Below are 13,692 nucleotides of genomic sequence, written 5' to 3' on the forward strand. Positions count from 1 at the left end.
TTAATGGAAGATGAGAAAAAATACCTTTTTGATCACCCTAAAAACATAAAGCGTATATTACGCCTACTTTACGGTTGCTATATTTTATTGTTTGCTTTAGATTTTGTTATTCATCGCCGTGAATATGAAGGTGATCCTGGAAATGTCGGCTGGAGTATGTCATGACCAAAACTGAGGAGAAGCATTGGCTTGTTAGACCAAAGACTGTGCGTTGGCTTCGCCGCGGAGGTCTAGTGCTGTTGGCGCTTTTGGTCATGGCTGATTTTTATGTTCACGCTCATCCCAGTTTCCAAATTGACGGCACCTTCGGTTTTTACGCATGGTTCGGGCTCGTAACCTGTGTGGCCATGGTGCTTTTCGCGAAGGCACTAGGCGTTTTTTTTAAGCGCAAAGACACCTATTATGACAATGATTGACTTCCCGCCAGGCTTTATCTTGCTCTTTGGCGCTTTCCTCCTACCAGTCGTAGGGCGAAACGTCAGATCTATTTTAATTCTTGCTCTGCCTTTGGTGACACTAGGACTGATATGGAGCTTGCCAAATGGCTCGTTCGTTACCCTGTCTATGTTCGACTACCAACTGGTTTTTGTGCGTAGTGATCCACTAAGTCGTCTTTTCACCACCATTTTTTCCATCATGACATTTGCGGGGGGGCTGTACGCGCTTAACCAAAAAAGTGTATTGGAGTTGGTTGCGGTCTTTGTCTACGCCGGTAGTGCGATTGGAGCCGTCCTTTCTGGAGATCTGATAAGCCTGTTTATATTTTGGGAAATAATGGCTTTAGCCTCCACCGTGGTGGTGCTCTCGGTAGGCAGTAACCTCTCTTACCAAGTCTCAATGCGCTATTTACTGGTTCATATGTTCGGCGGCACAATTTTATTGGTGGGAGTATTGGCACATATTCTCGATTCTGGATCCACCGCATTCACCGCCATGGAGCCCAACTCCTTTGGCTCTATCTTAATCCTCGTAGGCTTCCTTATTAACGCTGCCGCGCCGCCCCTGTCGGCGTGGTTGTCCGATGCCTACCCTGAAGCTTCCTACAGTGGCACCGTATTCCTTTCTGCTTTTACCACCAAGACGGCGGTATATGTGCTGTTACGTGGTTTCCCTGGAGCGGAGATTCTCATCTTCATCGGGATATTCATGATTTTTTACGGGATTATCTACGCGCTGCTGGAAAACGACATCCGCCGTATCCTCGCCTATAGTATCGTGAATCAAGTGGGGTTTATGGTTACTGGTATTGGGATTGGCACCGAAATGGCTCTAAACGGTGTTGCCGCTCACGCCTTCACGCATATTATTTATAAGGCGCTGCTGCTGATGTCGGCGGGGGCTGTGCTTTATATGACTGGAAAGCGTAAGTGTACTGATCTCGGTGGGCTATTCCAGAGTATGCCCCTCACAACCGTTTGCGGCATAGTTGGTGCGCTTTCGATCTCCTCGTTTCCATTGACCTCTGGTTTTATTAGCAAGTCGATGATCAGTCAAGCAGCCGCAGATGAGACCCTGATTGTCACCTGGTTCCTACTGATGGCGGCATCGGCTGGTGTTTATCTTCATGCCGGAATAAAATTCCCTTGGTTTGTTTTTTTCCAAAAAGACTCGGGCTTACGTCCCCCGGATCCGCCTTGGAACATGAAACTAGCAATGATCTTTTTCGCGGGGCTGTGCATCGGTATAGGGATATGGCCGGAGTTCCTATACGCTATGCTACCCTATCCAGTCGCCTACCAGCCTTATACGGTACCGCACGTGGTCAACATGTTGCAGCTCTTGCTGTTCTCGGGCTTTGCTTTTTTCCTCATGTTGCCTTTGATGCAACGAACGCTGACCATTACCCTAGACTTCGACTGGTTCTATCGTCGTGCATTGCCAACAGTATTGCAAAATATGTTTACCATCATTTGGCAAGTAGATCGCAGATTACGACAAGAGGTTAAGCTAAGATTAACACTGTGCTTAACGTATATCGCAGCAAAGAATAATCGACTGAGCAATTTACTTTCACGAAATTATCCGTCAGGAAGTATGGCGATGTGGGTGGCAGTAGTGCTCGCGACGTATTTATTTTTTAGCTTCGTTCAATAATTAGTCGGTAGCCTTTCTTAGCAGTTATCCGTAAGGAAGTATGGCTCCATTCGGGTTTAACTGACTATAACGAGCGATTCAGAGACCTCAACGATATAAGAAAAAAAACACCGTCATCCTGTGCGAGCTTAAGCGAGACACGGGACCTCCTGCAGCATGCAGTGGTTTAAAATTGAATAAAATCAAATTTTTACAAGCACACTATTACTGGAGGAGGTCCCCGATGTCGCTTGAGCTCCTCGAGGATGACGGCGTATTTTTTCTAATATACAGAATAAAAAAGGGATCATATAGATCCCTAATTTGGTATTTTGTCTTAAATAGCACTTATAAGCTATCAACAATATCTTTGATAAGTTTCGGGCCTTCATAAATAAAGCCAGTATACACTTGTACTAAGCTAGCACCTGCCGCCAGCTTTTCTTGTGCGGCAGCAACACTGTTGATGCCACCAACACCAATGATTGGCATTTTACCGTCAAGTGCTTTGGCAAGTTGCTTGATAACGATAGTGCTTTTGTCTTTTACCGGCTGACCGCTTAAACCGCCCATTTCGCTACCATGCTCCAGGTTTTCTACGCCTTCACGACTTAACGTGGTGTTGGTGGCAATGACGCCATCAATTTCATTGGCCAATAAGCACTCCGCGATACCGTTAATTTCTTCTTCGGTTGAATCTGGCGCTATTTTAACGGTGATAGGAACATATTTACCGTGTTGAGTCGCTAAGGCCTTCTGTTCAGCTTTTAATGCACTTAACAGCTCGTTGAGGGCGTCACCGTACTGTAAATCCCGAAGACCAGGGGTATTCGGTGATGAAATGTTCACGGTAATGTAGGACGCGTGCTGATACACCTTTTGCATACAGTGGATGTAATCGTCCTTGGCATTTTCTTCCGCAGTATCTTTATTTTTGCCAATATTAATGCCAAGCACACCGTTAAAGTTGGCCTTTTTCACCTGATTTACCAAATAGTCAACGCCGTGGTTGTTAAAGCCCATGCGATTTATAATGGCATCGGCTGCTGGTAAACGAAAAATACGAGGCTTTGGGTTGCCCGGTTGTGGACGTGGTGTTACCGTGCCAATTTCCACAAAGCCAAAGCCCATGGCAGCAAAACCATTAATACACTCACCATTTTTATCAAGACCCGCAGCTAATCCTACCGGATTAGGAAATTTGATCCCCATCACTTCCACCGGCTTATCCTGTACTTGTGCGCCATATAAGCCTTTTAAGGCGAAAGCGGCAGGAAGTTTTAGCATGTTGATAGTGAATTCGTGTGCCTGTTCAGCACTTAGCTTAAATAGCAAGTTACGAGCGATTGAATAAAGCATGATGACCTAAATAAAGTTGGATGTTCAGTGAATGAGTTTTTATCTTGTGCTGTCTGATTTTTGTCGCTAGAAATAAAAAACTCCCCTAAGCGGGGAGTTTATCATTAATTAACGGTTAACTGTAGAGACAACAACATATACCATTCCGTATTAGCTTTTATTCGTTATGATGTGACAACGTCATTAACTCACGCAACGCGACTGAGAATTTAGCAAACTCATGCGCTTTTGTGGTTCTAAAGTCGACCAATATTTGCTGCCAGCGTTCTAATGGTTGCTCACTTTTCGCTCGCCAGTTTTCAAACATTTGATCAATATCGGTGCTTTCTGGGTTGCCACTTAAAATAACTGAGGTTAATGCCCGCTGTTGCCAATCTAACTCTTCTCTGAAAGAGGCACGAGCCAGTGCTTGCCAGTGGTTTTCAACCGGTTGCTGAGTGATTTGATCTAAGAACCAGTGTAAATCCAGACGCACACCAACGCTAAAGTACAGCTCTGCAACCAACTCGACTGAACGACTGTCAGAACAGGCCACCTGGGCAATGTCCATGGCCGAGAATAGTGTTGAAAGTTGTGAAATTCTTGCCGCAATTTTTGCCGGAACCTTGTCTTTCAACAATTTATCTTTTAACACACTCAGCTCACGAGCTTCAGCATCGACTAAGAAGCTGTCTAGCTTGTTCGACAGTACTTTGAACGTAGGGAGATAGAACTCAATACTTTCTTCAATGCTTAACGCTTTATTGCGATGACGCAAGAACCAACGCGTAGCCCGACGTACGGTACGACGCATTTCATGCAGCATATCCGTTTGAATGTCAGCAGAGATTTTATTGTCCAGTGCTGCAATTTCTCGCCAAATCGAATCCAGTTCAAAGATTTCGGCACTAACTGCCCAGCTTTTCACAATTTCTGCCGCCGATGCACCGGTTTCTTCCTGCATACGGTAAACAAAGTTGGCGCCCATGTAATTACATAAGTCATTGGCTAAACGTGTGGCAATAATTTCGGCTTTTAGCGGATGCTCCTGCATTTGTTCCGCATAGTTTTCCTGCAATTTAACCGGGAACGCACTCGGCAGTAGTTTGCCCAGGTAACTGTCATTGGTTATCTCATCAAGGACGAGTTGTTCTTTTAATACCATTTTTCCGTAAGCAACCAACACCGAGATTTCAGGGCGAGTTAACCCTATGCCGTTCGCCATACGTTCAGCAATTTCTTCGTCATTAGGAATAAACTCTAATGCCCGGTCCAGTTTGTCTTCACGCTCTAAACGGTGAATAAAACGTAATTGCTCTTTTAACTTACTCGCACCACGTGACTCTGACACCGAAATTGAATGAGTTTGACGGTAACAGTCTTCTAACACGATGACTTCCACTTCATCCGTCATGTCGTACAGCAACTGATTACGTTGTTTGGTAGTTAAATCGCCATTAGCCACTAACCCGTTTAACAATATTTTAATGTTAACTTCGTTATCCGAACAATCGACACCACCAACATTATCAACAAAGTCGGTATTCATTCGGCCGCCATTGGCAGTATATTCAATACGACCAAGTTGTGTACAACCTAAGTTACCGCCTTCGCCGATCACTCGTGCTTGTACGTCTTTACCGTCTACCCGTAAAACATCATTTGCCCTGTCGCCAACTTCCAGATGACTTTCTGTACCCCCTTTAATGTAGGTACCAATACCGCCATTCCAGAATAAGTCGACTTTCATCATTAACGCCGCCTGAATTAACTCATTAGGCGACATACTGACTTTTTTGGTGCCAAGCATTTTTTTAATTTGTGGCGTTAACTTAATCGATTTCGCCGCACGCGAGAAAATACCACCACCTTCAGAGATAAGCTTCTGATTGTAATCTTCCCAGCTTGAGCCTGGTAAATTGAATAAACGATCACGCTCCGGGTAACTGGTTTTTGAATTAGGTGTAGGGTCGATAAATATGTGCATGTGATTGAATGCCACTTGCAAACAAATATGCTTCGATAACAACATACCGTTACCAAATACGTCACCGCCCATATCACCAACAGCTAAACAGGTGAAATCTGTGGTTTGACAGTTAATACCAATTTCACGGAAGTGACGTTTAACCGATTCCCAGGCGCCTTTGGCAGTAATGCCCATTTTTTTGTGATCGTAACCAACGCTACCACCAGAGGCGAACGCATCACCTAACCAGAATCCGTAGTCATCGGCAATACCGTTAGCAGTATCGGAGAAGGTCGCAGTGCCTTTATCGGCAGCAACGACTAAATAGGTATCGTCTTCATCTAAACGTACTACGTTTTCCGGGTGTACGACTTCACCACCAACGATATTGTCGGTAATGTCTAATAACGCCCGGATAAAGGTTTTATAACATTCGCGGCCGGCCTCAAAAATATCGTTACGCGAACCGTTAACCGGTAATTGCTTACAATAGAAACCACCTTTTGCCCCTACCGGCACAATTACCGTGTTTTTCACTTGCTGCGCTTTTACCAAACCTAACACTTCAGTTCTGAAATCTTCTCGTCTGTCAGACCAACGTAAGCCACCCCGAGCAACTTTACCGCCACGCAAATGCACGCCTTCAAGTTGTGGCGAGTAAACGAAAATTTCATATTTCGGTAGTGGCTTAGGCATATCAGAAATATGCTCAGGCAACATTTTAAATGAAATATAGGTTTTATCTTTGCCTTGTTCATTGGTTTGGAAATAGTTCGTCCGTACCGTGGCATTAATCAGCTCAACATAACGACGAATAATTCTGTCATCATCCAGGCTTGCTACGTTATCTAACGAGTGCTCAATGTTATCCATCACTTTCGCCACAGCTTTGGCTGTCGACTTGGTACTTGGGGTAAACTTATATTCAAACAATTTGATTAATAAATCGGCAAAATTAGGGTAGCGAGTAAAGGTAGACTCGATATAACTTTGTGAGAACGTACTGCCAATTTGCTGTTGATATTTCGCATAAGCACGTAATATTGATACTTCACGACCGGCAAGGCCTGCGCCTAAGATCAACCGGTTAAAACCATCATCTTCAAGATCACCATGCCAGACACGGGCAAAAGCATCCTGGAATAAATTTTGTACCAATTCTAAGTTAAAGGCTTTGTTGCTGGTCAGTAGCATGGAGAAATCTAAAATCCAACACATTTCACCTTTTGAGTCGCGCACCATGTACGGGCTTTCACCAATAACACGCAGGCCAAAATTCTCTAACATCGGCAATACGTCTGATAAATGCAGCGGCTCACCTTTATGGAATAATTTTAATTTAACAAAACGGCTATCAGTTTTCTCTTCCAGCGGTTGATAAAATAACATTTCCAACGGCGTCTCGGCAGACACTGATTCCAGTTTTTCAATATCTACGATGGCTGTCCCGGGTAGCACTTCATCTTTATAAGATTGCGGGAAACTGCTGTATTTTTGGCTTAAAGCTTTACCTAACACTTCACCTTTGTTCATTCTTAAGGCATCGGCAAATTTGTCATCCCAGCTGCGGGCGGCTTCGTTTAAGTTGCGTTCAATTTCTTTCACGTCAATATCTGCTTTGGTTGAGTCAACTCGGACTATGTAATGAGTTCTTGCTTGTACAGATTCTGAGAAAAAGGTATTAAATTCAACTTCCCTTTCGCTGCCAAACGCTTTTTGTAAAATTGCCTGAGTTTCAATTCTCAGCCTGGTGTTATAACGTTCACGAGGAACATACACCATACAAGAAAAGAAACGATTAAAGGCATCGCGACGGACGAATAACCCGGTAACGTCACGCTCTTGCATTTGCAATACACCTTTTACGGTGGCAATTAATTCATCTTCATTCGATTGTAAAATTTCATCTCTTGGGAACGTTTCCAGAATATTGATTAAAGACTTGTATGAATGTGAACCTGGAGCAAAGCCAGAATTGTCACAAACACGCTGCACCTTGTTGCGAATAATCGGTAAATTTAAGGCACTGTCGTTGTAAAAGGCCGAGCCAAATAAACCAACAAAGCGCTCTTCCGAAATTATATTGCCTTTGCTATCAAATCGTTTCACCCCAATATAATCAAGATGTGCAGGTCGATGTACTCGCGAGCGTGAATTGGTTTTGGTTAAAATCAGTAAATTTTTACCGAGCGCCAACTCTCGAGCCGATTGTGAGTATTTTGAGATCAACCGTTGCGCGGTACCTTCCGAATTTTTCAACAACCCCAGACTACTGTCTAAGTTAGCTTCTAAAGCGATATCACCTTTTAACTCATTTACTGAGTATGAGCGGTAGCCCATAAAGGTGAAGTTGTTATTCGCGACCCATTTTAAAAACTCTCTCGCTTCTTTAAATTCATTGCTTTCAACGTGCTTTTTCGCGCTGTCTAAGCCTTTAATGGTTTGCTCAAATTTCTGACACATAGGTTGCCAGTCTGACACCGTGAGTAATACATCTTGATAGACCGAATGTAATTCTTCAGTTAAATCATCAATTTGTGACTGTTGGCTTAACCGGTCGATTTCAATAAAAAAAATGGTTTCCGAATTACTGTCTTTTAATTCTTCATTGCCTGCGGCTAAAGCAGTAATCCCACCTTTATAATCGCGCGCAATTTTCATTGGGCAATTTAGGATCAAATGTGGAGACAGGCCCATGCGATTCAGTGCAATTCGGGTAGAATCGACTAAAAATGGCATATCTTTGGTGATAACTTCAATAACGGTATGGCTAGACTTCCACCCGTGTTTAGATACTTCCGGGTTTAATACCCGAATAAACGCCTTTTCTTCTTGTTGTGTATTTAGCGCTTTCCACAAGCTTAATGTAGCGCCATAAACATCACTATCATTACGCCCGGCTAGATCGTCTTTGGAAATATTACTGTAAAGTAAGCTGGTAAATTGCTCTAACAAAGCTGCTGTTGATGCCGGCACTTTATCGTGGATAAGTTTGGCAACGTTTTTAAAAAGGACAGAAGATTTATTATCTAATAACGCCATGTTTGTACCCTCTGGTTAAGGCGAAATATATTTTCCCAAAAACGCTTAGTTAAAGGCTTTTGGAAGTTATTGTCTAAACTTTCAACGAGAAAACCAGAAAATCCTGATCTTCCACCTATTTAGAATAGTCTATTGCGCGAATTCTAGTAAGAAAGTTCAGCTAAAGCTACTACTTTATTAGAGTAAAAATACCAATTATTACAAGGCGGTTAGTTATGAATAAGAGTTTATTCAGTACGGATAAATAGAAAATGGCCTTTCGGCCATTTTTATGATTATTTATGCAAAAATAAGTTTAGAACTGCATAATTATTTTTTTTCGCGCCACAAGAAAGTGGACAACGCCGGTAAAATAATTAACGCCGCTAACATATTCACCAAAAACATGAAGGTAAGCAATATGCCCATGTCAACCTGAAACTTCAGATCCGATAAAATCCAGGTTGAAACACCTATGGCCAACGTAATGCCGGTTAATAATACCGCACTACCCCGCTCTTTTAATGCGGCAAGGTAAGCATCCGCCAAACTTTGCCCCTGTCTTAAACGACCACTCATGTTCGACAGAATATAAATACCATAATCGACACCAATACCAACCCCTAAGGCAATCACCGGTAACGTAGATACGGTTAAACCAATATCTAAATAGGTCATTAACGCTTGTGCCAATGTTGACACCACATAAAGCGGGGCAATAACCACGATAGTGGCACGAATTGAACGAAAACTGATTAAACATAATAGCGTTACTGCGCCATACACATACGCCATCATCGGTATTTGCGCCTCAGCTACGGCTTCATTGGTTGCCGCCATGACGCCAACCGGCCCCGAGGCCAGTTTAAATTTAATGGTATCAGTACTTAGCAATTCGGCATTTTCTTTGACCGCTTTAACCACACGTTCAATGGTCTCCGCCTTGTGATCTTCCATAAATAAAATGATCGGCATGGCGCTGCAATCGGTGTTTAATAAACCGCTGGTGGATGGGATACGGGCGATGGACTGTACCAGGCTTTGCTGGTTTCTCGATAAAACCTGCCAACGCTTATTGCCCTCGTTGTAACCGGTGTTCACTATTTTCGCGACACTGGCCAGTGACACCGCCGATTGCACCCCTGGAATGTTTTCCAGGCGCCACTGCATGGTATCTATGGTGTCTAGCACTTCATGATAGATACAAGAATCTTGGTAGGTTTCCACCACTACCGACATATAATCGACACTGATCGCATATTTGTCAGTAATTAAAAAGGTATCCTGGTTATAACGTGAAGTTTCATGCAATGCCGGTGCGCCGGCATGCAATTCACCAATTTTAATTTCATTACTCTGCAGATAACCCCAAATAAATAAAATAGCGGTGCAAGCAAGAATGAATGCGGCGGGTTTTGGTGAAGTAACAAACGCGGCTTTGCGCCATAACAAGCGATTCATCAGCTTGTGATCCGCATTTTCAACGATATGTTGTTGTTCTTGCTGATTGAAGCGAACAAAAGATACCAATATTGGTAGCAATATCAGGTTAGTGAAAATGATCAGGGCAACACCAAGGGATGCAGTAATCGCTAATTCGCGAATAATACCGATATCAATCGTTAGCAAGGTTAAGAAACCCACGGTATCCGATAGCAGAGCGATACCACCTGGTACCAATAAGCGACGGAAACTTAACTGGGCTGCTGCTTTTGGATTGTTACCTTTAGCAACTTCTTTTGAAACGGCATTGATCATTTGCACGCCATGGCTCACCCCGATGGCAAATACCAAAAAAGGCACCAATATCGACATTGGATCTAAACCAAAACCTAATTGCGTTAGCATTCCAAGTTGCCAAATAACGGCAATTAACGAACAGGCGATAGGCAATAGCGTTAACGTTATCGAATTACAAAACAGATATACCATGATGGCGGTAATTAAGATGGCGATGGCAAAAAAGGTAACAACTCCCTTAGCACCATCGGCAATGTCACCGACCATTTTAGAAAAACCAATGATATGAATACTGATGGTTTCATTTTCAAACTCAGCACGGATGTCATTTTCAAGCTGATTGGCAAGTTTTAACGTATCTAGTTTATCACCGGTTTGCGGATCAATTGCCATCAACGAGGTTTTTACCATCGAACAAGTGTAATCATCCGATACCATGCTGCCAACAATGCCGGCTTTCTCTATGTTAGCTTTGACGATTGCCAGGCCGTTTTCATCGGCTTTAAAATCTGCCGGGATCACCGGTCCGCCCGCAAAGCCATCCTCCACCACTTCAACAAAACGCGTAGACGGTGAAAATAGCGAATTTACCAATATCCGGTTCACCCCGGGAATGAAAAATAACTGGTCATGTACCCCTTTTAAAGTGGTGAAGAAATCTGCAGTAAAAATGTCATCATTTTTATTACAGACCGAGATAAGAACGTTATTGGCACCACCAAAATCCGCCTGATGCTTTAAATAAGTTTGCATGTAGCTGTGTTGCAACGGGATGTTTTTTTCAAACGAAGCATCCAGTTTGATATCCATAGCTTGCGCTAACAAATAACCGGTAACAAACAGAAATAGGCCGAGTACGGTAAAGCGAAAACGGAATAGATTGCGTTCAAGATGGTTAAAGAATTTTTTAATCGCCATTATTGTACATCCACGACTTTCATGCCAACTTCGGAAGCGACAACAAGTTTATTGTTAAACCATACTCCGGCCATAAGAGCCTTGCCATCTGGTTGTGTAGTTAAAGTGAAATCTTTACCATTATCACTGCTCAGCAGCACACCTGAATTGGCCAGCACAAATACTTTTTGCGTATCGGTAGAGACAATATCATTGAGCAATGCGGTGGTATTGGTGTTTACCTGCTGCCATTGACCGCCATTGTTATGACTGGTAAAAATATTTCCGCGCAGGCCGACAATCAATAATTGTTGCGGGGCAATCGTACTGATATCAAAGAATGAGCCCATGTAAATTTCATCGAGTAGTTGCCAGCTTTTTCCTGAATCAACACTTTTCGAGATCATGCCAACTTCACCCGCCAGAAATAAGCCTTCTTCGGTGGCCAGCAACCGATTAAAATGCGGTAAAATACTGGCAATTTCTTCTTGATAAAACTCTTTATCTTCGATCATCAGATCACGTAAATAATTTTGATCATCTTCAAACAGCAATTCAATATGAAACTCTTCTTGCCAGCTTGTGCCACCGTCTGTGGTTCGGTAAAACAAACCATAAGCACCTACGGCAATACCATGGGAGGGATTAAAAAAGTAAATATCAAAAAATGGCCGTTGTTTTTCTGGTTGGAAATTTTGCACATCCCAACTTTTGCCACCATCTCTAGTATGCAAAATCACTGAATCGTGACCCACTGCCCAACCTAAATTTTCATTGAAAAAATACACTTTCGTTAAATTGGATTTCGTCGGTACGGTTTGCTGGGTCCAATGTTCGCCATCATTAGATAACAATACATGGCCACGCGCACCAACAGCAATAAGACTATTGTCATTAATTTTAGCGACATCTAACATTAATGATTTATTCGCAAGCGGGAGAATTTCGGATTGTTCAGTTTGTGCGTGCGCTAAGCTGAAAAGGGAGAATACACTACAAACAAGTAATGATTTAAAAATGCGTATCATAAATGCCCATTGGTAAATTAAAAATATGAATGACGAACACCATCCATGTGCAATCACTCTCTGTGACTATCCATGATTCGAGAAGATAAGCACGTTCCTGTGCAAGCACCCCCTTATTACCATCCATGGTTCGGGAGTATAAGTACATCCTTGTACAAGCACCCCCTTATTACCATCCATGGTTCGGGAGTATAAGTACATCCTTGTACAAAAAAACGGTTGGTAAATCCAACCGTTTATTACTTCAAATCGCGATTAGCGACGACCTTGTCTGCGCAGTGCCGATGAGGTGAAGTCTCTATCTTTATGTTTTGGAGTGAAATCGTACATATCATGTTCGTTATCTAAGCCAATGGCAATATAACGACGAGATTGCAAGTCATGGTAAACCTCAAGTGTAGACCATTGTGCTGGCAACTCGTAATAATTCAAACCATGTGCTACGGCAACACGATATAACTCATTGCGATTGTCGTACATATCGGCAACCGATACTTGCCAGCTATCTTCGTCAATGTAGAAAGTACGTTGCTTATAGATATGGCTGGTACCAGATTTTAATTTCGCTTCGACCACCCAGACTCTGTGTTTTTCATAGCGAACTAAATCCGGGTTTATGTGCCCTGCTTGCAAAATATCATCATATTTCAAGCTATCACTATGCAGACGATAATCGTTGTATGGGATCAGCAATTCTTGTTTGCCTTTTAATTCCCAGGTGTATCTGTCAGGAGCACCGTTAAACATATCGAAATCATCTGTAGTACGTAAGCCATCAGACGCTGTGCCTGGGGCATCATAGGCAACATTAGGCGCACGACGTACTCGACGTTGACCGGTATTGTATGTCCATGCCTGACGAGGCGTTTTGATTTGGTCCATGGTTTCATGAACAAGTAAGGCAGTACCGGCAAGTCGTGCTGGCTCTGACACTTGTTGTTTAAACTTGAATAAGATGTTGGTCGCTTCTAAATCTGCATAGCTTGCGCCTTTTACCCCGTATGGGATCATCAAGGCTTCATTGAAACCAATATAGGTAAAGTCACCACTGGCAGTAGGCGCCGCTTGTCCACCTTCGCGAGTAAGGCTTTCACCACGGTATCTTAACGTATGGTTCCAGATTGCTTCCAGGCCGTTGGCCGGAATTGGGAATGGCACACCGACTGCTGCTTTGGCAATACCGTTACCGTCACGGATCAGTTCTGAACGAGTGGCATTATTTAACGTTTCATCATACACATGTTGTGGGTACGAGGCACTACGTCTGGTTTGGTAAACATTCATTTTGAATGTTTTCGGGTAAGTCGCAAACAGTTTTTGCTGGCCAGGAGATAACAAGTTTTTATATTGCTCGTAATTACTGGCATCTACCGTATATTGCACTTTATCCGTTGGGTAAGGGTCTGGGTGGTGATCGCCAGATTTATAGCCTTCGGGTACGGTAGTAATACCGCCAGTCCATGCCGGGATAGAACCATCGGCATTGGCGGCCATTTCAGCACCAACCGGGGTTAACTCTTTGCCTAATTTAGCGGCTTCTTCAGGGGTAATTTTAGCGAACGACGAAACTGACGTTAATGCTAGGGTAACCGCTAGAGAAATTCCTGTTAATTTTTTCATCTCTGT

8 protein-coding genes are annotated in these 13,692 nt (G+C 43.1%); 3 read left to right on the plus strand and 5 right to left on the minus strand.

Annotation, left to right across the window (positions count from 1 at the left end; all coding sequences use genetic code 11):
- The first annotated feature begins 3 nt into the window (after positions 1-3).
- Genes ND16A_RS21255 through ND16A_RS12155 form a run of 3 tightly spaced genes read left to right on the plus strand, consistent with a single transcriptional unit; the run spans position 4 to position 2,094 of the window.
- A complete protein-coding gene (locus tag ND16A_RS21255; protein ID WP_160173494.1) occupies positions 4-165 on the plus strand; it encodes a hypothetical protein in 162 nt (53 codons plus the stop codon).
- Positions 162-416, plus strand: coding sequence for a hypothetical protein (locus tag ND16A_RS12160; RefSeq protein WP_033077024.1), 255 nt, complete (start codon positions 162-164; stop codon positions 414-416). Before ND16A_RS21255 ends, ND16A_RS12160 begins: the two co-directional genes overlap by 4 nt.
- A complete protein-coding gene (locus tag ND16A_RS12155) occupies positions 403-2,094 on the plus strand; it encodes a Na(+)/H(+) antiporter subunit D (RefSeq protein WP_033077025.1) in 1,692 nt (563 codons plus the stop codon). The genes ND16A_RS12160 and ND16A_RS12155 overlap by 14 nt, the downstream gene beginning before the upstream one ends.
- 327 nt (positions 2,095-2,421) lie before the next feature.
- Here the strand turns inward: ND16A_RS12155 and pyrD are convergent, their stop codons facing one another.
- The 5 genes from pyrD to ND16A_RS12130 form a co-directional block, all read right to left on the minus strand.
- A complete protein-coding gene (gene pyrD, locus ND16A_RS12150; protein ID WP_033077026.1) occupies positions 2,422-3,432 on the minus strand; it encodes a quinone-dependent dihydroorotate dehydrogenase in 1,011 nt (336 codons plus the stop codon).
- Between the two features lie 157 nt (positions 3,433-3,589).
- Entirely contained in the window at positions 3,590-8,422 is a 4,833-nt protein-coding gene (locus tag ND16A_RS12145; protein WP_033077027.1) for an NAD-glutamate dehydrogenase, read from the minus strand.
- A gap of 309 nt (positions 8,423-8,731) precedes the next feature.
- The gene (locus ND16A_RS12140; RefSeq protein ID WP_033077028.1) at positions 8,732-11,059 is read right to left on the minus strand and encodes an efflux RND transporter permease subunit; all 2,328 of its coding nucleotides are present in this window, start codon (positions 11,057-11,059) and stop codon (positions 8,732-8,734) included.
- Positions 11,059-12,066, minus strand: a complete 1,008-nt coding sequence (locus ND16A_RS12135; protein WP_033077029.1) for a WD40/YVTN/BNR-like repeat-containing protein — start codon at positions 12,064-12,066, stop codon at positions 11,059-11,061. The genes ND16A_RS12140 and ND16A_RS12135 overlap by 1 nt, the downstream gene beginning before the upstream one ends.
- A gap of 255 nt (positions 12,067-12,321) precedes the next feature.
- Positions 12,322-13,686, minus strand: a complete 1,365-nt coding sequence (locus ND16A_RS12130) for a DUF1329 domain-containing protein (RefSeq protein WP_033077030.1) — start codon at positions 13,684-13,686, stop codon at positions 12,322-12,324.
- Between the last annotated feature and the right edge of the window lie 6 nt (positions 13,687-13,692).

Origin of the sequence: Thalassotalea sp. ND16A, assembly GCF_000764205.1 — a bacterium.
Taxonomy (GTDB): domain Bacteria; phylum Pseudomonadota; class Gammaproteobacteria; order Enterobacterales; family Alteromonadaceae; genus Thalassotalea_A.

Coding starts and splice junctions, on each gene's coding strand:
- pyrD (WP_033077026.1), bottom strand. CDS start 3,432: ATGCTTTATTCAATCGCTCGTAACTTGCTATTTAAGCTAAGTGCTGAA.
- ND16A_RS12160 (WP_033077024.1), top strand. CDS start 162: ATGACCAAAACTGAGGAGAAGCATTGGCTTGTTAGACCAAAGACTGTG.
- ND16A_RS21255 (WP_160173494.1), top strand. CDS start 4: ATGGAAGATGAGAAAAAATACCTTTTTGATCACCCTAAAAACATAAAG.
- ND16A_RS12135 (WP_033077029.1), bottom strand. CDS start 12,066: ATGATACGCATTTTTAAATCATTACTTGTTTGTAGTGTATTCTCCCTT.
- ND16A_RS12145 (WP_033077027.1), bottom strand. CDS start 8,422: ATGGCGTTATTAGATAATAAATCTTCTGTCCTTTTTAAAAACGTTGCC.
- ND16A_RS12140 (WP_033077028.1), bottom strand. CDS start 11,059: ATGGCGATTAAAAAATTCTTTAACCATCTTGAACGCAATCTATTCCGT.
- ND16A_RS12155 (WP_033077025.1), top strand. CDS start 403: ATGACAATGATTGACTTCCCGCCAGGCTTTATCTTGCTCTTTGGCGCT.
- ND16A_RS12130 (WP_033077030.1), bottom strand. CDS start 13,686: ATGAAAAAATTAACAGGAATTTCTCTAGCGGTTACCCTAGCATTAACG.